This window comes from Brevibacterium casei CIP 102111 (genome assembly GCF_900169275.1).
GTDB classification, from domain to species: domain Bacteria; phylum Actinomycetota; class Actinomycetes; order Actinomycetales; family Brevibacteriaceae; genus Brevibacterium; species Brevibacterium casei.
The window spans coordinates 502188-527035 of the sequence record NZ_FXZC01000002.1 but is presented as its reverse complement, the minus strand read 5'-3'; the positions used below and the strand labels follow the sequence as shown (position 1 = coordinate 527035).

26 protein-coding genes and 2 tRNA genes are annotated in these 24848 nt (G+C 66.9%); 15 read left to right on the top strand and 13 right to left on the bottom strand.

Translation table 11 applies throughout. The annotated features are described in order from the left end of the window. Positions 1 to 111: 111 nt before the first annotated feature. From BC102111_RS06075 to BC102111_RS06055, 5 genes are read left to right on the top strand one after another with little or no spacing between them, the layout of a single operon-like run. Positions 112 to 1071, top strand: coding sequence for an ABC transporter substrate-binding protein (locus BC102111_RS06075; protein WP_101623813.1), 960 nt, complete (start codon positions 112 to 114; stop codon positions 1069 to 1071). Then, positions 1068 to 2111 carry a FecCD family ABC transporter permease gene (locus BC102111_RS06070; protein WP_101623812.1) on the top strand — a complete coding sequence of 348 codons (1044 nt, stop codon included), beginning with the start codon at positions 1068 to 1070 and terminating at the stop codon, positions 2109 to 2111. Before BC102111_RS06075 ends, BC102111_RS06070 begins: the two co-directional genes overlap by 4 nt. Continuing rightward, positions 2108 to 3190 (top strand): FecCD family ABC transporter permease, encoded by a 1083-nt coding sequence (locus tag BC102111_RS06065; protein ID WP_101623811.1) that lies wholly within the window; start codon positions 2108 to 2110, stop codon positions 3188 to 3190. Before BC102111_RS06070 ends, BC102111_RS06065 begins: the two co-directional genes overlap by 4 nt. Continuing rightward, positions 3187 to 3987 carry an ABC transporter ATP-binding protein gene (locus BC102111_RS06060; protein ID WP_101623810.1) on the top strand — a complete coding sequence of 267 codons (801 nt, stop codon included), beginning with the start codon at positions 3187 to 3189 and terminating at the stop codon, positions 3985 to 3987. The genes BC102111_RS06065 and BC102111_RS06060 overlap by 4 nt, the downstream gene beginning before the upstream one ends. Beyond that, entirely contained in the window at positions 3984 to 4748 is a 765-nt protein-coding gene (locus BC102111_RS06055) for a GntR family transcriptional regulator (RefSeq protein ID WP_101623809.1), read from the top strand. Before BC102111_RS06060 ends, BC102111_RS06055 begins: the two co-directional genes overlap by 4 nt. 109 nt (positions 4749 to 4857) lie before the next feature. On the opposite strand, the gene fabF is transcribed toward BC102111_RS06055, so the two are convergent. From fabF to aceE, 6 genes are all read right to left on the bottom strand, one after another. Further along, entirely contained in the window at positions 4858 to 6099 is a 1242-nt protein-coding gene (fabF, locus tag BC102111_RS06050) for a beta-ketoacyl-ACP synthase II (protein ID WP_040340998.1), read from the bottom strand. Positions 6100 to 6167: 68 nt separating this feature from the next. Next, entirely contained in the window at positions 6168 to 6419 is a 252-nt protein-coding gene (locus tag BC102111_RS06045) for an acyl carrier protein (RefSeq protein WP_009375612.1), read from the bottom strand. Between the two features lie 118 nt (positions 6420 to 6537). After that, positions 6538 to 7539: a beta-ketoacyl-ACP synthase III gene (locus BC102111_RS06040; protein WP_009375613.1), complete on the bottom strand. Its 1002-nt coding sequence runs from the start codon at positions 7537 to 7539 to the stop codon at positions 6538 to 6540. 5 nt (positions 7540 to 7544) lie between these two features. Next, a complete protein-coding gene (locus BC102111_RS06035; protein ID WP_063250478.1) occupies positions 7545 to 8462 on the bottom strand; it encodes an ACP S-malonyltransferase in 918 nt (305 codons plus the stop codon). A 55-nt stretch (positions 8463 to 8517) separates the two neighbouring features. Beyond that, positions 8518 to 9717, bottom strand: a complete 1200-nt coding sequence (locus BC102111_RS06030; RefSeq protein WP_063250479.1) for a PucR family transcriptional regulator — start codon at positions 9715 to 9717, stop codon at positions 8518 to 8520. Between the two features lie 119 nt (positions 9718 to 9836). Then, complete coding sequence (gene aceE, locus BC102111_RS06025) at positions 9837 to 12599, bottom strand: pyruvate dehydrogenase (acetyl-transferring), homodimeric type (protein WP_009375622.1); 2763 nt, start codon at positions 12597 to 12599, stop codon at positions 9837 to 9839. Between the two features lie 268 nt (positions 12600 to 12867). On the opposite strand from aceE, the gene BC102111_RS06020 reads away from it, so the two are divergent. The 3 genes from BC102111_RS06020 to BC102111_RS06010 are packed head-to-tail and all read left to right on the top strand — an operon-like array spanning position 12868 to position 14193. Continuing rightward, entirely contained in the window at positions 12868 to 13311 is a 444-nt protein-coding gene (locus BC102111_RS06020; protein ID WP_009375624.1) for a DUF3052 domain-containing protein, read from the top strand. After that, a complete protein-coding gene (locus BC102111_RS06015; RefSeq protein ID WP_009375626.1) occupies positions 13308 to 13775 on the top strand; it encodes a redoxin domain-containing protein in 468 nt (155 codons plus the stop codon). The genes BC102111_RS06020 and BC102111_RS06015 overlap by 4 nt, the downstream gene beginning before the upstream one ends. Before the next feature lie 13 nt (positions 13776 to 13788). Then, positions 13789 to 14193, top strand: coding sequence for an HIT family protein (locus BC102111_RS06010; RefSeq protein WP_101623808.1), 405 nt, complete (start codon positions 13789 to 13791; stop codon positions 14191 to 14193). A 72-nt stretch (positions 14194 to 14265) separates the two neighbouring features. On the opposite strand, the gene BC102111_RS06005 is transcribed toward BC102111_RS06010, so the two are convergent. Both BC102111_RS06005 and BC102111_RS06000 read right to left on the bottom strand, forming a co-directional pair. Next, the gene (locus BC102111_RS06005; protein WP_101623807.1) at positions 14266 to 15021 is read right to left on the bottom strand and encodes a MerR family transcriptional regulator; all 756 of its coding nucleotides are present in this window, start codon (positions 15019 to 15021) and stop codon (positions 14266 to 14268) included. A gap of 99 nt (positions 15022 to 15120) precedes the next feature. Beyond that, positions 15121 to 16320 (bottom strand): trans-sulfuration enzyme family protein, encoded by a 1200-nt coding sequence (locus BC102111_RS06000; protein WP_063250483.1) that lies wholly within the window; start codon positions 16318 to 16320, stop codon positions 15121 to 15123. 109 nt (positions 16321 to 16429) lie between these two features. Between BC102111_RS06000 and BC102111_RS05995 the strand changes: the two genes are divergently transcribed. Together BC102111_RS05995 and BC102111_RS17720 are read left to right on the top strand one after the other, a co-directional pair. Beyond that, entirely contained in the window at positions 16430 to 16903 is a 474-nt protein-coding gene (locus tag BC102111_RS05995; protein WP_101623806.1) for an Lrp/AsnC family transcriptional regulator, read from the top strand. A 31-nt stretch (positions 16904 to 16934) separates the two neighbouring features. Beyond that, entirely contained in the window at positions 16935 to 17258 is a 324-nt protein-coding gene (locus BC102111_RS17720) for a hypothetical protein (protein WP_180960582.1), read from the top strand. A 218-nt stretch (positions 17259 to 17476) separates the two neighbouring features. Here the strand turns inward: BC102111_RS17720 and BC102111_RS05985 are convergent, their stop codons facing one another. Next, positions 17477 to 18709 (bottom strand): HEPN-associated N-terminal domain-containing protein, encoded by a 1233-nt coding sequence (locus tag BC102111_RS05985; RefSeq protein WP_180960581.1) that lies wholly within the window; start codon positions 18707 to 18709, stop codon positions 17477 to 17479. A gap of 133 nt (positions 18710 to 18842) precedes the next feature. On the opposite strand from BC102111_RS05985, the gene BC102111_RS05980 reads away from it, so the two are divergent. Together BC102111_RS05980 and BC102111_RS05975 are read left to right on the top strand one after the other, a co-directional pair. After that, positions 18843 to 19460, top strand: a complete 618-nt coding sequence (locus BC102111_RS05980; RefSeq protein ID WP_223289868.1) for an ABC transporter substrate-binding protein — start codon at positions 18843 to 18845, stop codon at positions 19458 to 19460. A 47-nt stretch (positions 19461 to 19507) separates the two neighbouring features. Continuing rightward, positions 19508 to 19942, top strand: a complete 435-nt coding sequence (locus BC102111_RS05975; protein WP_101623804.1) for a DUF1801 domain-containing protein — start codon at positions 19508 to 19510, stop codon at positions 19940 to 19942. 13 nt (positions 19943 to 19955) lie between these two features. Here the strand turns inward: BC102111_RS05975 and BC102111_RS05970 are convergent, their stop codons facing one another. Together BC102111_RS05970 and BC102111_RS05965 are read right to left on the bottom strand one after the other, a co-directional pair. Beyond that, on the bottom strand, positions 19956 to 20318 hold the full coding sequence (locus BC102111_RS05970) for a cupin domain-containing protein (RefSeq protein ID WP_101623803.1): 363 nt from the start codon (positions 20316 to 20318) through the stop codon (positions 19956 to 19958). 116 nt (positions 20319 to 20434) lie between these two features. Beyond that, positions 20435 to 20511: transfer RNA gene (locus BC102111_RS05965), tRNA-Pro, on the bottom strand. An 82-nt stretch (positions 20512 to 20593) separates the two neighbouring features. On the opposite strand from BC102111_RS05965, the gene BC102111_RS05960 reads away from it, so the two are divergent. Further along, positions 20594 to 21082 carry a TetR family transcriptional regulator gene (locus BC102111_RS05960; RefSeq protein WP_101623802.1) on the top strand — a complete coding sequence of 163 codons (489 nt, stop codon included), beginning with the start codon at positions 20594 to 20596 and terminating at the stop codon, positions 21080 to 21082. Positions 21083 to 21193: 111 nt separating this feature from the next. Continuing rightward, positions 21194 to 21267: transfer RNA gene (locus tag BC102111_RS05955), tRNA-Val, on the top strand. A gap of 456 nt (positions 21268 to 21723) precedes the next feature. Here BC102111_RS05955 and BC102111_RS05950 read toward each other — a convergent pair. Continuing rightward, positions 21724 to 22689 carry a zinc-binding dehydrogenase gene (locus tag BC102111_RS05950; RefSeq protein ID WP_101623801.1) on the bottom strand — a complete coding sequence of 322 codons (966 nt, stop codon included), beginning with the start codon at positions 22687 to 22689 and terminating at the stop codon, positions 21724 to 21726. After that, positions 22686 to 24122 (bottom strand): DHA2 family efflux MFS transporter permease subunit, encoded by a 1437-nt coding sequence (locus tag BC102111_RS05945; protein WP_101623800.1) that lies wholly within the window; start codon positions 24120 to 24122, stop codon positions 22686 to 22688. The genes BC102111_RS05950 and BC102111_RS05945 overlap by 4 nt, the downstream gene beginning before the upstream one ends. A 54-nt stretch (positions 24123 to 24176) precedes the next feature. Between BC102111_RS05945 and BC102111_RS05940 the strand changes: the two genes are divergently transcribed. Continuing rightward, positions 24177 to 24668: a MarR family winged helix-turn-helix transcriptional regulator gene (locus BC102111_RS05940; protein ID WP_197907853.1), complete on the top strand. Its 492-nt coding sequence runs from the start codon at positions 24177 to 24179 to the stop codon at positions 24666 to 24668. The last annotated feature ends 180 nt before the right edge of the window (positions 24669 to 24848 follow it).

The following is a 24848-nucleotide window of genomic DNA, read 5'->3' as shown; positions in this document are numbered from 1 at the left end:
AGCGGTGACAGTCGGCCCTGACAATCGTCCTTGTCCGGCCCTTTCCCATTCAACGGTAGCTGTGACCTGCGTCATCTTTACAGTCGACTGGATAAGGTTAGGGTAACTTTCATGACTACAACACCGCGGCTGCTCGCCGCTCTCGCCCTGGTCCCCGCCCTCCTCGCCGGCTGCACTGCCACCGCCGGCGCCTCCGGATCCGACTCCTCTTCGGGTGGCACCCGCACGGTGGAGACGTCGCTCGGTAAGGTGTCGGTGCCCAAGGAGATCGACTCCGTCGTCGTCCTTGAGGGCCGCCGCGACCTCGACATCGTCCTCTCGCTCGGTCTGCCGCTCACCGGCTTCCCCTACGAGGAGGAAGGCTCCCTCGATCTCGAGTCCCCGGTCAGCGATCAACTCGAGGCGGCCAAGAAGGACGGGGCCAAGGAGCTGTTCCTCGACGACGAGATCAACCTCGAGGCGATCATCGGCGCCGCCCCCGACCTCATCGTCTCCCGGGCCGAGGACGTCGAGCCGATCCGCGCCGAGCTCGAAGCCATCGCCCCGGTCATCGCGATCGGCGACCAGAGCACGAGCACCTGGCAGGAGGACCTCGAACTCGTCGCCGCCGCCACCGGCACCGAGGATCGTGCGAAGGAGCTCATTGCCGGCTACGACGAGCGCGTCGCCGCCCTGAAGAAGGACTATGCGGAGGAACTGACCTCGAACACGTTCGTCCCGCTCAGCTACAACGAGGAGAGCCTCGAAGTCCGCCCGAACCGTCTGCTCTCGTCGAACCTGCGCGACCTCGGGGCCACCCCGGCGAAGTCCTTCCAGGATGCGATCGACGGCAAGGAGGTCTCCTACAGCATCGAGCAGACGCTCGAGAAGTTCGAGGACGCCGACGCGATCATCGCCCTCGTCAACGACAGGCAGGTCTGGTCGCAGTTCCAGGACAACGGCCTCTACCAGCAGCTGCCCGCGGTCAAGGCCGACAACGTCATCCGCTCCGACAAGCAGACCCACGAGGGAGCCGCGCTGACGGCCGACCACAACCTCGGCATCATCGAACAGCTGCTCAAGACGCTTTGACCGCGACCGCACTCGCTCCCGCACCAGCATCGCGTCGCCATCGCCGTGGCGGCGGGCCGCTCGGGCTCGCCGTCCTCGGCGTGGTGGTCATCGTCGGACTCAGCGTCCTCGTCGGATCACGCTCCCTCGATGTCGCCGCTGTCGCCTCGGCGCTGTTCGGTCAGGGCACCGCCGAGGCGACGGCCATCGTGTGGGAGCAGCGGGTCCCGCGCACCCTCTTCGGACTGTTCGGCGGGGCCGCCCTCGCAGCCGCCGGAGTCGTCATCCAGGGTCACACCCGCAATCCGCTCGCCGATCCCGGGCTGCTCGGAGTCACAGCCGGTGCGTCGCTGGCCGTGGTGCTCAGCATCGCCGTCCTCGGACTCGCCACACCGGCGGAGTATCTCTGGTCGGCCTACCTCGGCGCCGGTCTCGGAGCCGCCGTCGTCCTCGTCATCGGGGTCGTCGCCAACCGCCGCCGGGACGCCTCTCCTGCCTCACTCGTCCTCGCCGGTGCTGCCGTGTCCGCGCTCCTCGGGGCGATCAGCGGAGTCGTCCTCCTCCTCGACCAGGCAGCCCTCGACGTCTACCGCTTCTGGACCGTCGGATCGTTGGCGGGCAGTCGGGGACTCGACTCACTCAGCCTCGTCGCCCCGCTGATGATCGCCGGCGCCATCCTCGCCGCCGCGCAGTCGCGGTCCCTCGACGCTCTCGCCCTCGGCTCCGACATGGCCCGATCGCTGGGCCGCAGGCTCCTGCCCGTTCAGATCGCGGGCCTGCTCAGCGTCACGCTGCTCGTCGGCGGGGCGACCGCTCTCGTCGGTTCGCTCGGGTTCGTCGGCCTCGTCGCCCCGCACATCGCCCGGGGGATCGTCGGACCCGCCCACGGTCGGCTCCTGCCGCTGTCGGCGGTGCTCGGTGCCGCCCTCGTCCTCGCCGCCGATGTCCTCGGCCGCCTGCTCGTGGCCCCCGCAGAGCTGCCGGTCGGCATCGTCCTCGGCATCATCGGCGGGCCGGTCTTCCTCATCCTCGTCATCAGGCTCTACAGGAGGCGGCCATGACCACCTCGACGCTCTCGGCACCGCGGACGCTGCGCATCGGCGCGGTCTCCCTCCGGTGGTCGCCGCGGACGCTGTTCGTCACGCTCATCGCGGCGATAAGCACCGTGGTCCTGGCAGTGCTCTCCCTCGGCGCGGGAGAGATGTCGCTTCGCCCCGATCGGGTGCTCGCAGTCCTCACAGGCGGCGGCACCGAGCAGGAGCAGCTCATCGTCCTCACCCTGCGCCTGACCCGCACGGTGCTCGGCATCCTCGTCGGGGCGATGCTCGCCCTCTCCGGGGCGATCGTCCAGACGACGACCCGCAACGGCCTCGCCAGCCCCGACCTCCTCGGCGTCACCGCAGGTGCCGGAACCGGCGCGGTGGCCGTCATCGTGCTCGGCGGAACCGGTCCGACGGCGTCAGGCATGTCGACCCTCCTCCACGGCCTCGGCACCTCGGCGGCCGCGCTGCTCGGCGGTCTCGCCGCCGCGCTCACGGTCGCGGCGATCCTGCGCCTGGCCGCCGGCGGGGGACTCCAGATGCTTCTCATCGGCGTCGGCACCTCGGCGCTCTTCGGAGGACTGACGAGCTGGATGCTCATCACAGCGAACATCAGCGATGCCGCCCGGGCGAACGTGTGGCTCGCCGGTTCCCTCAACGGGCGCGGGCCCATCGAAGTCGTCCTCGCTGCGGTCACCCTCGGCATCGTCGGCGCCGTCCTCGTTCCGCTCTCCACCCGCCTGCCCGCACTCCACCTCGGCACCGACCTCGCCTCCGCGCTCGGTCAGGACGTCCGCGTGACCCGCAGCGGCCTGCTCCTCGTCTCCGTCGTCCTCGCCTCCATCGCCGCCGCTGTCGCCGGGCCGATCGGCTTCGTCGCCCTCGTCGCGCCCCACATCGCCCACCGGGCGACCGGTGCCGCGCGACCGCCGCTGTTCACCTCGGCGCTCATCGGGGCCGGCATCGTCGTCGCCAGCGACCTCGTCGCCCGCACCATCGCCTCTCCCATCCTCCTGCCCACGGGCGCGATCACCGCGATCATCGGCGCCCCCTTCCTCATCTGGCTCCTCGTCCGCCAGGGAAAGGACTCCGTCCGATGAGCTCGGCCTTCCACCTCACCGACGTGCGCGTCAGCCTCGGCGGGCGCACCATCCTCCACGACCTCAGCCTCGACATCCCCGCCGCGTCGACGACGGCGATCGTCGGTCCCAACGGCTGCGGGAAGTCGACGCTTCTGCGCACGCTCTCCCGACTCCAGGAGCGCACCGGCGGCATCCACCGGGAGGGGAGGGACATCGGGGAACGCAGGCCACGGGAGTACGCGAAGGACGTCGCGCTTCTGCCTCAGTCCCCGGAGGCACCGGAGAACCTGCCGGTCATCGATCTTGTCTCCCGCGGCCGTGACCCGCACCGACGCTGGTACGATCAGTGGTCGGAGGCCGATGAACGGGTCGTCCGGGAGGCCCTGGCGGCGACCGGGCTGACCGACCTGTCCGAACGACCTCTCGGCACCCTCTCCGGAGGACAGCGCCAGCGCGCGTGGATCGCACTCACGCTCGCTCAGGCCCCCGAGGTCCTCCTCCTCGACGAACCGACGACCTACCTCGACGTCGCCCATCAGATCGAGGTCCTCGAGACCGTCACCGACCTCCAGCGCAGGCGCGGCATCACCGTCGTCATGGTCCTCCACGACCTGGGGATGGCGGTGCGCTACGCTGACCACATCATCGCGATGCAGGACGGGCGGATCGCCGCCGCGGGACCGGCCGACTCGACGCTGACACCGGAGGCCATCCGCGAGGTGTTCGGGATCGACAGCGTCATCCTCACCGACCCTGTGACCGGACGCCCGGTCATCGTCCCGCACCGCGCACCCCAGACCGTGGAGGGCACATGAGGACGACGACCGGACGCGGCAGGCGCGTGGGCACGAGGATCGGCGGTCCGCGCAGCGCTGTGGCCCTCGCCGTCGACGCCCTGCGGCTGCGCATCCTCCGGGGTGATCTCGCACCGGGGGCGCATATCGGGGAGCAGAGTCTCGCCGATGAACTCGGCGTCGGACGTGCCACCCTGCGTGAGGCCCTGCGCGACCTCGAGCACGACGGACTCGTCGTCCGCGTCCCCGGCGTCGGCACTCGGGTGATCTCGCTCAGCCTCGAGGACGCCTACGAGATCGTCACGCTCCGCGAGCACCTCGAGGACCTCGCTGTCGACCTCGGCGTTCCCGCCTCCCCGGCTCGGGTGGAGAGGCTCATGGCCGCCGTCGCGGACCTTGAGAGGGGAGCAGCCGACGGTGACGAAGCCTCCTCCGTCCCCGACAGCCTCGCTTTCCACCGCGCGTTCATCGCCCTGTCCGGCAACACCAGACTCACCGCTGCCTTCGAGACCATCCTCTACCCATTGGGGCTGCTCATGCAGCTCAATCGGCGGGCCAGCTCCGCGGCGGAGTCGCTGAGCGAGCGGGCCGCCCGGCACCGTCGGCTCGCCGAACTCGTCCGCGCCGGTGACCCTGAGGCGGTGCGCGCGGAGATGGGCAGCCACCGGACCACGGCGTTCCTCCGCTCGGGCGAGCTGTCGACCGAGGAACTCAGCGATGCCGCGAAGGCCTGGGTGGAGTACCGGACGACGCTCGACACGCAGTCCCCGACGAAGCGCTGAGGATCCGCCTCTCGCTGCCGACACACGAAGCGCCCGACGAGGTGGGCGCAGAGACAGCGAGGGCCCCAGCGCAGACGCTGGGGCCCTCGACTCTGTCGCCGGATGGGGATCAGACCGACTTGAAGGCGACGACGGCGTTGTGTCCGCCGAAGCCGAACGAGTTCGACAGGGCGGCGATGTCGCCGTCGGGCAGCTGCGCGGGAGTGTCCCGGACGATGTTGATCGACACCTTGGGATCGACCTCGGTGATGTTCATCGTCGGGGGAGCGGTCCGCGTCTCGAGCGCCTTGACCGTGAAGATCGCCTCGACCGCACCGGCACCGCCGAGGAGGTGGCCGGTCATCGACTTCGTGCCGCTGACGAGGGTGTCCTCGATGTGGTCGCCGAGGAGTTCGGCGATTGCGACGGACTCCGGGATGTCGCCGACGGGCGTCGACGTGGCGTGGGCGTTGACGTGCTTGATGTCGGCGGGGGTGAGCCCGCCGGCCTCGAGCGCCTGCTCCATCGCCTGCAGCGCGTACTTGCCCTCGGGTTCGTTGCCCGTGATGTGGTAGGCATCGTTCGAGATGCCCCAGCTGGCCACCTCGGCGTAGATCTTCGCTCCACGTGCCTTCGCGTGCTCCTCGGTCTCGAGGACGAGCGCGCCGGCTCCCTCGCCCATGACGAAGCCGTCACGGTCGACGTCGTAGGGCCGCGACGCGGTCTCCGGGGAATCGGTGCGACGGGAGAGCGCCTGCATCGAGTTGAAGGCAGCCAGGGTGATCGGGTGGATGGCCGCCTCCGAACCGCCGGCGATGACGATGTCCGCGTCGCCTTCTGCGATGAGATCGTAGGCGTGGCCGAGGCTCTCCGTCGACGAGGCGCAGGCCGAGACCATCGTCTGCACACCCGCCCGTGCCTTGAACTCCATGCCGATGGCGGCAGCGGGTCCGTTGGGCATGAGCATGGGGACGGTCAGCGGCATGACGCGTCGCGGACCCTCCTCCTTGAGCGTGTCCCAGGCGTCGAGCAGCGTCCACACGCCGCCGATGCCCGTCGCCCACGACACGGCGGTGCGTTCGGGGTCGGTCTCGGACAGGCCCGCATCCTCCATGGCCTCACGGGCGGAGATGAGGGCGAACTGGCTTGAGGGGTCCAGCCGTTTGGCCTGGACGCGCTTGAGCTTCTCGGGCACGACCTCGGGGTCGACGGTGGCGGCGAAGTCGACGGTGAGGTCATACTTCTCCGCCCAGTCATTGTCGAGGGTGCGGACGCCGGACTTCCCGGCCAGCAGCGCCTGCCAGGTCTCGTCGACCGTCGCGCCCAAGGGTGTCACCGCACCGATCCCGGTGACGACAACTTTTGGTGTCATGGTGGAAACCTCGTCGATAGTGTGGGACACGGCCCGTCGGTGGACGGGCCGTGTTCGTCCTCAGTGGTTCAGGCTTCTTGGGCCTTGTTGATGTAGTCGACGGCATCCTGGACGGTGACGAGGTCCTTGACATCGTCGTCCGGGATCTTCACACCGAACTTCTTCTCGGCGTTGACGACGATGGTCATCATCGAGATGGAGTCGATGTCGAGGTCGTCGGTGAACGACTTGCTCGGCTCGACGGCCTCGACGGCCAGGCCGGTCTCTTCGTTGACGATCTCTGCGAGTCCGGCGAGGACTTCAGCTTCGGTGAATGCCATTTCTTTCCTACTTTCTAGTGACGACCGAGGTGCCCCCGGTCGGAGTGGAACCGTTTCGACGAGTGTCCCGCCGAATATCTTAGGACATTCACGGAGTGTTTTCCGTGAACGGGCGGTCTCAGGGGAGGCGGACGACCTGGGCGCCGTAGACGAGTCCCGCACCGAATCCCATCTGCAGGGCAAGGCCTCCGCTGAGCTCGGGCTGCTCGCGCAGCAGGCGTTCGGTGGCCAACGGGATCGACGCCGCCGAGGTGTTGCCGTTGTCGGCGATGTCCCGGGCGATGACGACGGACTCCGGCAGGCCCAGCTGCTTGGCGAGTTCGTCGATGATGCGCATGTTCGCCTGATGGGGGATGAACGCGGCGAGGTCGGAGGCTTCGACACCTGATTCCTCGAGCGCCTTCTTCGCCACCTCGGCGCCGTCCCAGACGGCCCAGCGGAAGACGGTGGGTCCGTCCTGGCGCAGGGTCGGGAACGGCAGTTCGCGGTCGTCGCGAACGTCCATGAGCGAGTCGGTCATCCGGATCGTCGACCAGTTCTCACCCTTCGAGCCCCACACCGTCTTCGAGATGCCGGGCTCGTCGGCCGAGGTGATGACGACGGCGCCGGCGCCGTCGCCGAGGATGAACGAGATCGACCGGTCGGTGGGGTCGATGACGTCGGAGAGCTTCTCGGCGCCGATGACGAGGATGTTGTCCATCGTCCCCGAGCGCACGAGCGCATCGGCCTGGGCGATGCCGTAGCAGTATCCGGCGCACGCGGCGCTGATGTCCCAGGCGGGCACCGGGCCGGTGCCGATGCGGTCGGTGAGCGCGGCTGCCGCCGAGGGTGTGAAGTACGGGAAGGTGACGGTGGAGATGATGATCCCGCCGATGTCCTCGGGCTTGAGCCCCGCCGAGGCGATCGCCTCGAGTGCTGCCTCTTCGCACATCTCGAGGACGCCGACGTCCTTGCTCGCGCGCCTGCGGGTGACGATGCCGGTGCGCTGGCGGATCCACTCGTCGGAGGAGTTGATCGGTCCGGCGATGTCGTCGTTGGTGACGAGGTTCTCGGCACGGTAGGCGCCGATGCCGGCGATCTTCGAGAAGCGGCCGGTCTCGGCGGTGTTGAGAGTGGGCATGGCGGTCATCCTTCTGCTCCGGCGTGGGCTGCGGCGAACTCACGGGCACCGTCGAGGTCGGCGGCGGTCTTGATGGGATACGTCTCGACGCCCTTCATCGCCCGGCGGGCGATGCCGGTGAGCGTGCCGCCGGGGACGAGCTCGATGAGCCCGGTCACACCCATGTCCATGAGCGTCTCCTGGCAGAGGTCCCAGCGCACGGGATTCGTGACCTGGGCGACGAGGAGGTCGACATACGCCTTCCCGGATTCGATCACGGAGCCGTCGGAGTTCGTGAGGATCGGCAGGTCCGGGTCGGCGACGCCGAGACCGGCCGCGGTCTCGGCGAGAGCGGGAACGGCGGGAGCCATGTAGTCGGTGTGGAAGGCACCAGCGACCGGCAGCGGGATGACCCGGGCGCGCTCGGGCGGGTTGTCCGCGAGTCGCTCCAGGTCCGGAAGGGAGCCTGCGGCAACGGTCTGGCCGCCGCCGTTGACGTTGGCGGGGCTGACCCCGGCGGCTTCGATGGCGGAGAGGACATCGGCAGGTTCGCCGCCGACGACGGCCGACATCCCGGTCGGTGTCTCTGCGGCGGCCGCGGCCATGCCGGATCCGCGGACGGCGACGAAGCGCATCGCATCAGCGGGAGAGAGGATACCGGCAATCTGGGCAGCGGCGATCTCTCCGACGGAATGCCCGGCGACGACGTCGGGAGTGACCCCGAGTTCGGCGGCGCACGCGATCGCCGAGGCGACGAGGAGGGGCTGCGCGAGCGCGGTGTCCTTGATCGTCTCATCGTCCGAGGTCGTGCCGTGCAGTCGCAGGTCGATGCCGGAGGCCGACGCGAGGTCGTCGATCTGGGCGGAGAAGGTCTCGAGTTCGAGGAAGGAGGAGAGGAAGCCTGACTTCTGGGCGCCCTGGCCCGGGCAGGTGATGACTAGCACTCAGTTCTCTTTTCGTTCGACGTCGCTGTTCAATCTAGTGGATGGTCCAAGTCGCCTATGGCATTTTGTCGCCGTTCGACAATAGCCCGGCATCTGACAGTCGCCCGTACACCAAGGCGATGTGGATGACGAAGGCGTCACGGGAGACCGTGGGATCGAGGCCGATCGCCTCGGTGATCTTCCGCAGGCGGTAGCGCACGGTGTTGGGGTGCACGGAGAGCGCCTTGGCTGTGGCCTCGAGGGACGAGCCGAACTCGACGTAGGCGCTCACGGTCTTGAGCAGCTGACCCGTCCCCGTCGTCAGCGGCTCGTAGTAGCGGGAGATGAGTTCGCCCAGCGCCACGGTGTCCCCGGCCAGCGCACGCTCCGGAAGGAGTTCGTCGGCCTTGACCGGGCGTGGAGAGTCGGGTCGGGCCGTGGCGGCTTTGAGTGCTCGGATCGCCGCCTTCGCCGAGGTGGCCGCTTCGGCGAGGCTCGGAACGCTGGGTCCGACGATGACCTCGGAGGGGCCGAAGCAGTCCGAGAGGTCCTCGACGGCCGTGTCGAGGTCGCCGACGCCGCCGAGGACGATGAGGAGGCGGTTGTCGTGGACGCCGACGAGGGCGTCCTCGGCCCATTTGCGGGCCTTGCGGCGGATGACTTCGATGCCCTTCTTCGCCGAGCGCTGTGGGGCGCGGCCGACGAGGACGGTCACGGGCTCCTCCGACTGCCAGCCGAAGGCCGCGGTGCGGCTGGCGAGTTCGTCGACGGAGTCCCCGCGGACGAGGGCGTCGACGACCATCGCCTCGAGTCGGGCGTCCCAGCTTCCGCGGGCTTCGGCGGCCCGGGCGTAGACGTCGGCGGCGGCGAAGGCGATCTCGCGGGAGTAGATGAGCACGGCCTCCCGCAGCGCCGACTGTTCGGCGGTGCGGGCGATGTCGGGCACCCGCTCCTCGACGACCTCGACGACGACCTTGAGCAGCTGGAGGGTCTGCTGCAGGCTGATCGCGCGGATGAGGTCGCGGGGCGCTGATTTGAAGATCTCGCTGACCACCCGCAGATCGGTGTCGGGGTGGCGGTACCAGTCGATGAAGGAGCTGATGCCCGACTGGGCGAGATGGCCGACCCACGAGCGGTCGGAGGGCGCCATCGAGCGGTACCACGGAAGCCGGGCGTCGAGCCTCTGCAGGGTGACGGTGGAGAGGACTCCGACCCCTGCCCGCAGGCGTCGTCCTGTCTCTGCGCGACGGCGCAGCGTCTCGGTGTCCGAACTCATGGACTCCAGCTTAAAGCCTCGGCGACAAATCCCTTGTCCGCAACGCACAAAACTTCGTGAGATACGACAAATGCGGCCGGAGTCGCATCGACTCCGACCGCATCGGTCTCAGCTGATGATCAGGCGCCGGCGCCCTCCGTGGACCCGGTGGATCCGGCACGCGGATCGTCGAGCTGGTACTTCTTCGCCGCCTCGGCGGCCTTCTCGATCGGGATCACCCCGGTGTCCGCGAGCGAGATGAGCGCCTGGGTGGCCATCGAGGGACCGTCGACGAGGTAGTAGCGACGAGCCGCGGGACGGGTGTCCGAGATCGCGTAGCCGTCGGTGCCCAGCGACGTGAAGTGGTTGGGCACGTACTGGCGGATCTGGTCGGGCACCGCACGCATGAAGTCCGAGGTCGCGACGACGGGGCCGTCGGCGTCGAGGAGCTTCTCCGTGACGTACGGGATGCGCGGTTCGGCCTCGGGGTCGAGCAGACGCTCGTCATCGGCGGCGAGGCCGTCGCGGCGCAGCTCGGTCCACGAGGTCACCGACCACACATCGGCTGAGACGCCCCAATCGGCATCGAGGAGCTCCTGGGCCTCGAGTGCCCACGGCACACCGACGCCCGAGGCCATGAGCTGGACCTTCGGGCCGCCGTTGTCCGGACCCTTCTTGAGCAGGTACATGCCCTTGAGCAGGCCGTCGACGTCGAGGTCCTCGGGCTCCGCCGGCTGGACCATCGGCTCGTTGTACATCGTCAGGTAGTAGAGCACGTTGGGGTCGCGACCGTCGTCGGAGCCGTACATGCGCTGGAGGCCGTCCTTGACGATGTGGGAGATCTCGTAGACGTAGGCCGGGTCGTAGGAGATCACCGAGGGATACGTCGACGAGAGCAGATGCGAGTGTCCGTCACCGTGCTGGAGTCCCTCGGCCACGAGCGTCGTGCGACCGGCGGTGGCGCCGAGGACGAAGCCGCGGGCCATCTGGTCGCCGGCGGCCCAGAAGAAGTCGCCGGTGCGCTGGAAGCCGAACATCGAGTAGAAGATGTAGAACGGGATCATCGGTTCGCCGTGCGTGGCGTACGACGTCCCCACCGCCGTCAGCGCCGCCGTGGCGCCGGCCTCGTTGATGCCGACGTGGAGGAGCTGTCCGTCCATCGCCTCCTTGTAGGCGAGGAAGAGGTCACGGTCGACGGAGATGTAGTTCTGCCCGTGCGGGTTGTAGATCTTCGCGGTCGGGAAGAACGAGTCCATGCCGAAGGTGCGGGCCTCGTCGGGGATGATCGGCACGATGCGCTTGCCGAACTCCTTGTCGCGCATGAGGTCCTTGAGGACACGGACGAAGCCCATCGTCGTCGCGATCGTCTGCTTGCCCGATCCACGGCGTCCGGCCTCGTAGGTCTTGTCCCCGGGCAGGGCGAGATCGACGTAGGTGCTGCGACGTTCGGGGGAGTACCCGCCGAGGTCGGCGCGACGCTGCTGGAGGTACTTGATCTCCGGGGCGTCGGGTCCCGGGTGGTAGTACGGCGGCAGCTTCGGGTTCTCCTCGAGCTCCTTGTCCGAGATCGGGATCTGGAAGTGATCACGGGCGAGCTTGAGGTCGTCGATCGTCATCTTCTTCATCTGGTGCGTGGCGTTGCGCGCCTCGAAGTGGGGCCCGAGCGAGTAGCCCTTGACGGTCTTGACGAGGATGACGGTCGGCTGACCGGTATGCTCGAACGCCGCCTTGTAGGCCGCGTAGACCTTGCGGTAGTCGTGGCCGCCGCGCTTGAGCTGCCAGATCTGCTCGTCCGTGTAGTCCTCGACCATCGCCTTCGTCCGCGGGTCACGGCCGAAGAAGTTGTCGCGGACGAAGCCGCCCGACTCGCCCTTGTACGTCTGGTAGTCGCCGTCGGGGGTCTCGTTCATGAGGTTGACGAGGGCTCCGTCGCGGTCCTTGGCGAGCAGGGCGTCCCATTCGCGGCCCCACACGACCTTGATGACGTTCCATCCGGCGCCGCGGAAGTAGGCTTCGAGCTCCTGGATGATCTTGCCGTTGCCGCGGACCGGTCCATCGAGGCGCTGCAGGTTGCAGTTGATGACGAAGTTGAGGTTGTCGAGCTCCTCGTAGGCGGCGACGTGGAGCATGCCGCGGCTCTCGGGCTCGTCGAGCTCACCGTCGCCGAGGAAGGCCCACGTCTGCTGCTGCGAAGTGTCCTTGATGCCCCGGTTGTGGAGGTACTTGTCGAACTGAGCCTGCGCGATCGCGTTCATCGGGCCCAGGCCCATCGAGACCGTCGGGTGCTCCCAGAAGTGCTCGAGCTGGCGCGGGTGCGGGTACGAGGGCAGACCGGCGGGCTTGCCGTCGATGAGGTGGGACTGCTGCTGGCGGAACCCGTCGAGCTCCTCGGCGCTCATCCGGCCCTCGAGGAAGGCACGGGCGTACATGCCGGGGGAGGCGTGGCCCTGGTAGAAGATGTGGTCGCCGCCGCCGGGATGGTCCTTGCCGCGGAAGAAGTGGTTGAGGCCGACCTCGTAGAGGGTGGCGGAGGAGGCGTAGGTCGAGATGTGTCCGCCGACCTCGATGCCGGGCCGCTGTGCACGGTGGACGACCATCGCCGCGTTCCAGCGGTTCCACCGACGGTAGCGGCGTTCGACCTCTTCGTCGCCGGGGAACCAGGGCTCGTTCTCAGGCCCGATCGTGTTGACGTAGTCGGTGGCCGTGAGGCTGGGCACCCCGATCTGCTTCTGCCGGGAGCGTTCGAGCATCCGCAGCATGACATAGCGTGCACGGGTGCGCCCGCCTTCGTCGATGAGGGAGTCGAGAGAGGCCAACCACTCCTCTGTCTCCTCCGGATCGATGTCGGGCACCTGGCTGGGCAGGCCGTTGAGTATCGGTCCGCCCTGATTCCGATTGTCCACGGTGTGGTCCTCTCTTCGCTCCACGACCTGCACAGGTGGTCAGGCCGCGTTCTGCCCGGAGGAGTGGGGATCGGATCGGATCGGTCCCAGGGTCCACCGGATTCACTCATCAGCGTAGTACGCGCAGGCTTTCTTCGCTCATCCGTTCGCTTGTGATCTCTCTGACGGACCCGGGGGCCTCGCCTCGGGGCTCGCGAGACCGACGTTCGGCATGTTCAGGGGCGCGCCGACATTTGCGCCCCGGCCACTGGGGCGGAACAATGAGAGCATGAGCAACTCCGCTTCTGAAAGGACATCGTCCACTTCGACCCTGGCGACCGAACTGGGACAGAATCTCGGTCTCGAGTCAGGGGACTACGTGCAGGAGATCGGCTACGACGACGACGTCGATCTGCAGCTGTGCCAGGCGATCGAGACCATCATCGGAGAGAAGATCGCGGACGGGGACGTCGACGACGTGTTCGACGTCATCCTCATGTGGTGGAGGGCCGACGACGACGACCTCATCGACGGCCTCGTCGATGCGCAGGTCACCCTCAAGGACGGCGGCGTCGTCTGGCTGCTCACGCCGAAGGCGAGCCGGCCCGGACACATCACCCCCGCCGAGATCTCCGAGGCCGCACCGACCGCGGGCATGCACGTGACCTCGACCGTGAGCGCGGCCGAGGACTGGGCGGGCTTCCGCCTCGTCGGCAAGAAGAACTACTCATGATCCTGGGGCCCGGCGATGCGGCCCCCGACTTCTCCCTGTCCGATCAGTTCGGACGGGACCTCCACCTCGCCGAGGCGGCCCGCCGCGGCCCGGTCATCCTCGCGTTCCTGCCCTACGCCTTCTCACCGGTGTGCGGGGACGAGATCCGAGCCCTCCAGGAGATCCAGGACGATGCGGACGCCGGGGGTGTCCCGCTCACCGTCATCGCGGTGACCGCCGATGCGAAGTACACGCTCGCGGCCTGGGGCGCCGAACGCGGGGTCTCCCTGCCGATCGGCTCGGACTTCTGGCCCCACGGCGAGGTCGCCCGTGCCTACGGGGTCTTCGACGAGGAGCACGGCGTGGCCGAGCGCGGTGTGTTCGTCATCACAGCAGACGGTACGATCGTCAGTGGCCGACAGGTCGCACGCACGGAGACCCGTGACTTCGCGATCGAGGCCCGCACCGCCGCCGCCAACGCCTGAGGAGGACCGCACCATGGCCACCATCTTCACGAAGATCATCAACGGCGAGATCCCTGGCACCTTCGTCTACGAGGACGACGAATGTGTGGCCTTCCTCGACGTCTCCCCGCTCACCGACGGCCACACCATGGTCGTCCCGCGGGCCGAGATCTCGCAATGGACCGACCTCGACGAGGGCCTCCTCGACCACCTCATGAACGTCGCCCGCCGGATCGGTCGGGCGCAGAAGGAGGCCTTCGACTGCGAGCGGATCGGTCTGATGATCGTCGGCTACGAGGTGCCCCATGTCCACATCCACGTGTGGCCGACGACCTCGATGGCCGACTTCGACATCTCCGACCGCGCCCCGATGCAGGATGCGGACACGCTGGCAGGGCCCGCCGAGAAGATCCGGCAGGCCCTGGCCCAGCAGTCCTGAGCTCACGTTGCATGTTCAGTCGGGTCAGCGCTCAGCTCGCTGGGCACTCAGCTTGCTGAGCGCTCAGTCGGCTCACTGCGCGTCGAGGTAGGACACGAGTGCATCGCGGACGAATCCCGCACCCTGCTCACCACCGTAGGTGGCCGCGAACCGGGGGTCGGCGACGTACATCTCCGCAAGCCCCCGAACGTAGCCGTCGGTGTCACCGTCGGGATCCGACGCCGGAGTGCCCGGCACCGAGGACAGCCACTGAATGTGACGGCGGGACAGGTCCCGTGCCTCGGGCGAGTCCGGGGCCGCCCCCGCCTCGGCGGCCTGGGCCCAGTCGGCGGCAAGGTCACGGACCCGGGCCTGCCAGTCGGCGCGCTCGGTCGCGGTCATGCCCGTCCACCATCTCTCCGAGGTCTCATAGGCGCGGTCTCCCCACGTCTGCCGGACCTCGTCCTCGTACTTCCGATGGTCGAAGCCATCGAACATCTCCTCTGCCATGAGAGGCTCACCTGCCTTCATTCTCTCGATCGTCGCGGTGACGGCTCGGATCTGCCTCGTCAGGCGCGCTCGCTCGCGTCCGAGCGAGCGCACATGTTCATCGAGGGCGGCGATCGGGTCCGCGGTGCTCTCGAGCACCTCGGCGATCCGGGGCAGCGGCAGTCCGAGGTCCCGCAGCAGCAGGATCCTCTGGAGGCGGACGAGGCTCGCCTCGTCGTAGTGCCGGTTGCCGTTCGCCGTCCGCGATGACGGAGGCAGGAGGCCGATCGCGTCGTAGTGACGCAGGGTTCGACTCGTCGTCCCCGTCAGCCGCGCTGTTTCCTGTATGGACCAGTCCATGTCGACCAGCCTAGAAGTTGACGTCGCGTCAATGTCAACAGTGCGGGACGGGTTCGCGGTCGATGCCGGACCGGCGGCAGAGCCTCAGGCGGCAGAGCCTCAAGCGGCGGCGCGGACGGAGTCGAGGGCGGAGAAGAGGTCCTCAGCGAGGTCGTCGACGTGTTCGAGGCCGACCGAGAGGCGGACGAGTCCGTCGCCGGGCTTCGCCTCGGCGGTGACCGGGCGGTGGGTGAGCGATGCCGGGTGCTGGATGAGGGTGTCGGCGCCGCCGAGGGAGACGGCGTGGACGACGAGGTCGCAGGCCTCGACGAACGCGCGGGCCGCCTCGAAGCCGCCGGCGACCTCGAGGGCGATCATCGCTCCCGGGCCTGCCATCTGTCGGCCGAGGAGGCCGTGGGGATCCTGCCCCTCGAGTCCCGGGTAGTGGACGGCGGCGATCGCCGGGTGGGCACTCAGGCGCTCGGCGAGCTGGGCTGCCGTGGCCTGGGCGGCGCGCATCCGCACCCCGAGGGTGCGCAGACCGCGGTGGAGGAGATAGGCGCCCATCGGGTGGAGGAGTGCGCCGGTGATCGCGCGGACCTGGCGCAGGCGCATCGCCCACTCGGAGTTCGTCGCGATGATCCCGCCCATCGCATCGCCGTGGCCGCCGATGTACTTCGTCGCACTGTGGAGGACGAGGACGGCACCGTGGCGGATCGGGCGCTGGAGGACCGGGGTGGAGAACGTGTTGTCGACGAGGACGGGCACGGATCCGGCCTGCGCGACGACGGCGTCGAGGTCGACGAGGTCGAGGCTCGGATTCGCCGGGGTCTCGACGATGACGAGACCGGTGTCCGACTGGATCGCCTCGGCGATGGCGTCCTGGGTCGTCCACGTCACGGTTGTGCCGAGCAGGCCCGAGTCAAGCAGGTGGTCGCTGCCGCCGTAGAGGGGGCGGACGGCGACAATGTGCGGGGTGCCTGCGCTCACGGCGGCGAGCAGTGTCGCGGTGAGTGCCGCCATGCCGGTGGCGAAGGCGACGGCCTCCTCGGCCTGTTCGAGGTCGGCGAGCGCGGATTCGAAGCGGGCGACGCCGGGCTGCCACAGGCGCTGGTAGACAGCGGAGTCGCCGTCGCGGAGGGGATGACCGGTGGCGAGCCATTCGTAGGACTCGCCTCCGGTGTCGATGTCGCCGACCGGGTTCGTCGTCGAGAGGTCGATCGCGGGGACGTGGACGCCGGCGTCGGTGAGGCCGTCCATGCCGCCGTGGACCATGAGGGTCTCGGGGTGGAGGTGGGATTCGGGGTGGAGTGAGGTCATGCCAGCATTCAAGTCATCTCTGCGGTCAACCGCAATGGATCCTCACGGATCTGCGAAGAACTCGTTTCTCATCGCAGAACCTCCACCGAGGTGTGGGAGACTGTGAGGCATGTCGCAGAAAGTCGAACTCGATGACGTCGATCTCCGTCTCCTCCGCGCGCTGCGGAGGAATGCGCGGGCCTCGGGCTCGGCGCTGGCCGCCGAGGTGGGGATCTCCGAGTCGACGGTGTCGCTGCGCCTCAAGCGCCTGCGCTCCTCGGGAGTCATCCGCGGTTTCAGCGTCGACATCGACACCTCGGCGCTCGGCATCCCGCTCCAGGCACTCATCTCGATCCGGCTCGCCCAGCACGATCGCGCAGAGATCGACGCCTTCACCGCGGCGGCACCGAAGTTCCCCGGGGTCGTGCGGATGTACCACATGGCCGGGGCCGATGACTATCTCCTCCACATCGTCGCCCCCGACACCGAGGCCGTGCAGTCCTTCGTCCTCGACTACCTCACCCGGTACCCGGCGGTCGCGCACACGCGCACGAACCTCATCTACCGGGTCGAGGACGGTACGGACTGGCTGCCCGAGGGCTGACAGGAGGGGCCGCCTCGGCGATAATCGGGGCATGGCCGAACAGAAGACGAAGCCCACCGACGCCGATGTCGGGGCGTTCATCGACGCGGCGAGCCCGGCGAAGCGACGTGAGGACGGGAAGCGCCTGAGGGAGATCTTCACCGAGGTGACCGGGGTCGACCCAGTGATGTGGGGTCCGTCGATGGTCGGGTACGGCGAATACCACTACCGGTCGCCGGTGAATCCGCGCTTTCACGGGGTGTGCGATCTCACCGCGGTGAACGCTAGGGCGGTCCGGCGCGAACGACAGACGATTCAACCGTGTATCGGTGGATCCCCTCGTCGTCGGTCGCGAGCACACACGGCCCGGAGGTGATTTCAACGGGTAGCTGAAGCTCTTCAGCGGAACACCGGCTGGCTTCGCAGCCTCACCCAGAAATCGGTTCCTTTTGAAACAGGCAGATCCAGCTCGCGACTGGATCCTCGACATGGAAGAGCAAATACGCTCTGGCGCATTGGGGAGAAGGGTAATGCTGTGCACCATTAATCGCGATTCTGAATCCGCGCAGTCTAGCTGAATGGAAGAGTTATCAATTATGGCTCGAACGGCTTGTACGTCGATATGCGCTTGAAGTACCGAACCTGACTGGGGTCGAATGAGAATGGACATTTCGTCGGCGAAAGCTCATCCGATCCTGATCGAGAAGAGGGTTCAAGTTCAAAGTCTTCTCGATTGAAAAATAGTGCGTAGGTGGGTCGTCCGGTGTGCGCACTTGGAAACTTCAATCCATCAATTCGCGGCGACGAGATCCAGCGGAGATACTCGGTTATCACCTGAGTCGGCACGTACTCGATGTCCTGGTCGTCTGGCGCAATTGACCGAGAAATGTCTTCTCTGAATCGGTTGAAAAATCTAGCCATTCGCCTTTCCCGCAACGCTGTGGGATCGAAAATCGAAGGCCAATCGGGCTCCTGAGTTAAGTCAAGTACACGAAGTCTATTAAGGTTTATGAACTCGCCGATTATCATGTACTGTTTTTCGCCGTGCGCGCCGATTTCCATTTCCGCAGTTTGAATGTCCTCTGTCACGTACATGATCGGTACACCGGCGGGTGACATGCGGTTGGAAGCGGCTCGGCTTTGGGGGGCTGGGCCAAGGGAGTCAATTGTTATATGCGATTCCTCTAACTCGTCAAAAAGTCGTCCACGGTAAAAGAACGCACCTGGTTCAATAGTTTGAACCAAGTTAAGTGAGTCTTCAAGGCACGAACCGAAAGCATCTAGAAATTCAGCGAGTTCGTGACTGCCATTATTCATCGTTGGGTGTAGCAAAAAGAAGCGAGCACGATGCTTAACTAGCTCCTGGAATTCTTCCCATGGATATATGAGATCGTCTCGCTCGCTTTCGGTGCCGCATTCTGTCCATTCAGTATCGAAACCGATAGTTTGACATACTGTGCGAAATACCTCGCCGAAAACCTCTTCATCTACTAAGTCCGGTGCCGCGAGAGACGCCACCGCTTCGTCAGTACCGACGACGTCGCCTAAGTAATGGCCGCTTTCGGCGTCCCAGGAGAGTTCATTCGCCGCGTCCTGGTAGAAGTAGCGAAATGCTTCCATAAACTGCGACATAAACGCTCTGCCGTCAACCGCGAACATTTCGGTGCTGCTGGATTTAGTGCAGAACGTGCAAAATATGTTAGTTGCCTCGTTTGCGAGGCGCTTTTGCAGGTCCGCGTCAGTAATATGATCGAGACAGATGCTCCACGACGCCGATCCAAAACCCCGCTCTTCGTACTCTGACTGTTGCCTTTTCACCCAACCCATGGGTTCGATTCTAGTTGCAGCAGATCCGGCTTTCATGCCGCGTCGATGGCGAAACGAACGAATTTGTCGACAGTGTGGTTTCGAACTTGTCAGTAGAAGTGTCCATCGCATAACTATCCGCTTCGTCACTTAAGTGGATCAAGGGCTCGGCTTCCCGGGCAAGCATGCCGCGGATTCGTACGACCGTCTGCAAGAGATCGCGCCGACGGTGATCGTGTCCGGGGACAGGCAGACGTGGCAGGATCAGTTCGCGTTCATCGCCGGTGACGTCCTCGGCAGGCAGGATGACTACGACGGCTTCGTCCGCGATTATGAGAAGCGGGTCGCCGAGGTGAGGGAGAGCATCGAGGTGCCCGCAGGGGAGGTCTCGTTCCTCACCCTCGACAAGCCGGAGAGCCCATACATCCTCATTGAGGGCAAGAGCCTGTCGGCCGAGCTCGCACCGCTCGGCTTCACGACCGCCCCCTTGTTCGAGCGCAACGACATCGACCCCTATGTCGCCGGCGGCGACATGTTCGGCCCCTCACTCGAGACGCTGCCCGACGTCCTCGATGCGAACACCGTCTTCGTCGTCGGGTTCAACAGCCCGAAGATGACCGTCGCGGCGCTCGAGGACCGCGCCCCGTACGACCGGGTGCCCGCGTTCGAGACGGGCCAGGTCTACGACCTGCCGTACTGGGCGCTGCGCGCCGACTACGACGAGTCGCGGGCGCTCCTCGACCTCATCGAGGACATGTTCGCTAAGGCGTGAACCGCGGATCGGCTGACAGGAGGGGCCGCCTCGGCGATAATCGGGGCATGGCCGAACAGAAGACGAAGCCCACCGACGCCGATGTCGGGGCGTTCATCGACGCGGCGACCCCCGCGAAGCGACGCGAGGACGGCAAGCGCCTGGCGGAGATCTTCACCGAGGTGACCGGGGTCGACCCGGTGATGTGGGGTCCGTCGATGGTCGGGTACGGCGAATATCATTACCGATCGCCGGTGAATCCGCGCAATCACGGGGTGTGGCCGAAGACGGCGTTCTCACCGCGGAAGGCGCAGCTCTCCCTCTACGGGCTCAAGGACCTGCCCGAAGGGGCCGCGCTGCTGCCTCGGTTGGGGAAGTACACCGAGGGCGCGGGGTGCGTGTACGTGAGGAAGCTCGAGGACATCGACGAGGATGTCCTGCGCAGGCTCATCGCCATCGCCTTCGCGCGGGAGGACGATCCCGAACCTGGAGCAGCTCACTGAGGCGGGGCGCAGCTCACTGGGGCGGGGCGCTGCCGATGCTCAGCCCCGGTTTGCGCTGGTGGACCGAGAGATAGCTCAGTCCGTGCTCGCCGGCGGTGAAGGCTCGGGGCGTGCGGCGCGGGAGCCAGACGATGGCTCCGGGGGAGAGGGCGATGTCCTCGTCGTCGGTTGCCAGCACTCCGGAACCGGAGATGACGTGGATGAGGACATCGAGAGCCGGGCCGGTGTGCCGGTCGATGGTGTCGCCGGGAGTGAGGACGATGATGTTGGCATCGAGGTCGCGGGCGGGTGAGTCGAGCCTCCAGGCCGAGCCGGATGCCGGCGGCACTCGGGTGAAGTCGGTGGAGTCGGCGACGCGTCGAGGTGTCTCGGTCATGGCAGTTCCTTCCATTCGTCACGCCGGGGTCGGTCGAAGTTCGACGGTGCTGGTGAGAGTGGGGCGGAGATGAAAAAATCTCGGGCCATCGCACTGCGATGACCCGAGATCTCACGTGGTCGGGATAGCGGGATTTGAACCCACGACCTCCTCGTCCCGAACGAGGCGCGCTACCAACCTGCGCCATATCCCGTGACCAGCAACTACTATAGCGAGGGGAACGCATTCTGAGAAATCGAGTGCGCCCCGGAACGAAAAATGAAAGGAACGTCTCATTGCCGCTCAGTGCTGAGAGCATCACGACGACCGCACTCGACGTGCTCTCGCGCTACGGATTGGGCGATCTGTCGATGCGGCGGCTCGCCCGTGAGCTCGATGTCCAGCCGTCCGCGCTCTACTGGCATGTGAAGAACAAGCAGGACCTGCTCGTCCTCATTGCCAAGCAGATCTGCGCCGAGGTCGACGCCCGGTGCCCTGCGAGCGCCGATCCACTCGTCGCCACTCTCGCGCTGCGCGATGTGCTCCTGCGGTTCCGCGACGGCGCCGAGATCGTCATGCTCGGATATTCACTCGCCCCCGAGGACGTCACCCCGGCGGCACTCGACCCGGACCGGTTGGGGACGACCGCCTCGGCGGGGGTGATGGCTCACGCCCTCGGTGCGGTCGCGATCGAGCAGAACCGGGCCCTCTTCGAGGTGGCCGATGAGACGGCAGGGGAGCGCTTCGCCGAGGTGGCGGCAGGTCTTCTGCGCACCCCGGCCTGACCGCGGGGTCGGGGACTCTGTCGGTGAGGGCGCGACGTCCCGGCTTGTGCGGCTGCCCACGGAGGATTCGGAGGCCTCCGCCGCGTATGGCATACTGAACTCGCACGTTCGGGGCCTATAGCTCAGTTGGCTAGAGCATCTCGCTTACACCGAGAGGGTCGGGGGTTCGAGTCCCTCTGGGCCCACCGTTTGGTCGAAGTTCCCACCCTGCCCCGTGGTCGGTGGGCAGGGTTGCGTCACCTGAGTAAAGATGCCGATGCCTGAACTCGCCGAACAAGGTCACAGCACTCGAACGGAGGATCGTGACCTCAGCGTAGTCGCACGCCGGTGGCTTTATGCGGAGATGTCTCGTTCCCGTCCTGGCGACGACTGCCGAGGAGTTGCGACGCCTGGCTCTTGGCATTCTCGGCTCAACTGACAGTGCGTCGTCAAACCATACCGTTCGCGCCGGGAGAAGCGCGCTTGCCCGCCAAGACAACTGATTCAGCAACTTCATTGCCGCTTCGTGGCTGCCGTATTGGTCGAGCGGTTTGCCGTTTTGACTTGCTCGGCGAACCATCGCGCGACGGCCGGGCCGAATCGGCCCGCTCGGGTGCTGTCAATGACGACGCCGAGGCCCAGGGGACAGTCTTGTCGCTGAGTCATGGCAACAGGAGCGTCTTTCCGGTCGTGGCGCGTGACCCGATCGCGGCGTGGGCTGCGGCAGCGTCATCGAGAGGGAAGGTCTGCCCGATGGTTGGTCGGAAGGTTCCCCGGGCGGCGAGATCGAGGGCTCGTTCGGTGAACGAGAACAGTTCTCCGGGGTTGGCACCGATCGCGTCGAGGGGGATGACCGTGACGTTCCTTTCGGCGGCCGCGGTTGGTTCTATCGTGCCCCAGCTCCCGCCCGCTGCGCCGTGCTGGACGTATCGCCCGCCGGAGCGGACCAGCGCGAACAGCGCCGCGGTTGTGCCGGTGCCGATCCCGTCGAAGACGACGTCCAGTCCGCCTGGCGCAGCCGCGCGGAGGCGACTGGTCCAGTCGAGGTCGCGGTAGTTGACAACCGTGTCGGCGCCGAGACTGCGAGCATGATCGAGCTTGCTGGTGTTTCCGGCGAGGGCGATGACGTGCGCGCCGGATACTTTTGCCAGTTGGGTGAGGATGCTGCCCACGCCGCCTGCCGCGGCAGTGATCACGACGGTTTCGCCGGGTCGGATGCCGGCGGCGTCGTGCAGGCCGACGGCGGTACGGCCGTCGGCGAGCAGTGCGGCCGCTTCCGGGAGGTCGAGCAGTTCGGGCACACGGTGCAGGTCAGCGACGTGGGCCAGCGCGAGGCTGGCGTAGCCGCCGGTGCCCCCGGTGGTGGTGACCACACGGGTACCGATCCAGGCCGGGTCCACGCCTGACCCCACCCGGTCTATGAGGCCGCCGACGCCGTTGCCGAGGACGACGGGGAACGTCGCACGCGGCGCGACGGGGCTGCCAGAGCGGATCAGCGTATCGATGAAGGTGGTCGCGGCGGCCTCGACGGCGACCCGCACCTGTTCGGGGCCGGGCGCAGGATCGGGCAGCGTGACCGGATGCAACACGTCGGGGGTGCCGGGACGGTCCGCGATGACGGCTCTCATGTTGTGGTCCTCATTTCTGGATCTCTGACGTCTGTCGGTGGTGGGGGTGGGTCTTTAGGCAGGAGGAGCACAATGACGAGGGCAACGCCGAGGAACCCCAGCGTCCACGCGAAGGCGTGCGCGAACGCCGTGTCAATCCCGCTGCTGCCGGAAGCAACGAGGGCGGCGAGCCGGCGGTGGAGGATGAGCGCGACGACGACGGTGCCGAACGAGGCGCCGATGCGCTGGACGACGTTGAGCAGGCTGGTAGCGTGGGGGATCGACACGGGTTCGACATCGCGATAGCTGGTAGCGGAGACTGCCACGCCGATGCTCCCGAGTCCGGCCCCGAGAGCGACGAGCCCGGCCGACAGCACCGTTAGCGAAGCGCCCCCGGCGAAGACGAACATCCCGAGCCCGGTGCCAGCGAGCACCGTGCCTGCGAGCGCGACGATTCGCGGGCCGTACCGGTCGGCGTACCGTCCCGCGACCCACAAGCCGGCCAAGAACCCGAGGCCCTGCGGGGCCAGCATCCACCCGACCTCTGCCACCGGGAGGCCGCGGGCCTGTTGATAGAACAGAGGCAGAAGCAGCATCGGCCCGTATAGGCACACGCCGGAGAGGAACATCATCACGATGGCGATCGAGAACGATCGGCATCGGAACAGCTTCAGATCGAGCAGCGCCCGGTCGCCTCGGCGTTTGGCGTGCAACACGAACCCGGCCAGAAGCACCACTCCGCCGACGAGCGGAACTATCGCAACTGCCGACAGGTCATCGATGAGCGACAGGCCAACCAGTACTGCCACTGTCGCCGCGACCATCAGCAACGCGCCGATCCAGTCCAGCCCGGCAGGCTGCCGCTCATGCACCGGATGCAGGTGGCGATAGGCGAGTACGAGAGCGAGCAGGCACAGCGGCGCGTTCACCACAAAGATCCACCGCCACCCGAGCGAGCCCAGGATCATCCCGCCCAGCACCGGGCCGAGAATCGGGGCGAGTTGGCCGGGAATGCCTATCAGCCCCATGACCCTGCCCACTCGCCGCGGGCCGGCCGCGCGGGCGAGCATCGCCTGCACCAGCGGCAGGATCAGCCCGCCACCGAGACCCTGCACGACTCGGAAGGCGATCAGGCTCTCGATCGACCACGCCAGTCCGCACAGGATCGATCCGATCAGGAACACCCACAGCGTCACCAGCCAGACCCGTCGTGGGCCCCATCGGCCGGTCAACCAGCCCATCATCGGAATCGCCGCTGCCATCGCCAGCAGATACGCCGTCGTGGCCCACTGAGCCGCCTGCACCGAGGAGTTGAATGCCCGAGTCAGGTCGGCGATCGCGACCGCGACGATCGTCGTATCCAAGAGCGCGACGGACGCGCCGACCAGCAGCACCCCGACCAGCGCCAGTAGGGATCGGTCGATCCGCACCGAGTCCGAATTGATTGCTGGCATGCCAACATCATATCAATGTTGCTGGCATGCCAACAGTCTCGCTATTCTGTCACTATGACAAGCCGGGAAGAGGACCGCACCAAGGATGGATCGCCGCCCCGTCACGTCGGTACCAGCATCGAAGGCGCCCCGATCGGTTCCCTGTTGTTGCAGGTCCTCCGTGCCCATGCACGAGTTGGTACGGAGCTGTTGAACGAAGCGGGCGTCGCGTCTCCGCACGAGATCGTGTTGCTCTACCTCAACGCGCACGGCCCGGTGCCGCAAACCGAATTGGTCCACTACATGGGCCGTGACCGCTCCACCGTCACCGCGACCCTCCAAGCTATGGAACGCGCCGGCCTCGTCACACGCACCTCATCGCCTTCGGACCGGCGCGCCATGATCGTCCGACTCACCGAGAAGGGATGCGACGCCGTGCCTCGGGCGCAGGCTGCCTGGCACGAACTCGAACGCCGCGCCACCCGAACGCTCTCCCCGTCGCAGCAAGAAGACCTGATGACGTCCCTCGCCGCGATACGCGATGCACTCAACGAAACCGACGAGTAGCCCAGGCCCAAAGCCCATAGCGGCAATGAGAGCCGCGAGCGCGACCGTCGTGCTGGGGAACGACGCCGTTCCCCAACGCGGCGAGTCTCGGGTTACGCGACAAGCGTAGCGACGGTTCAGCGACCCAGCCGGGGCGCAGGCACTGGAGCCACTCCACAAATGCCGGTGCAGGTCGCACGC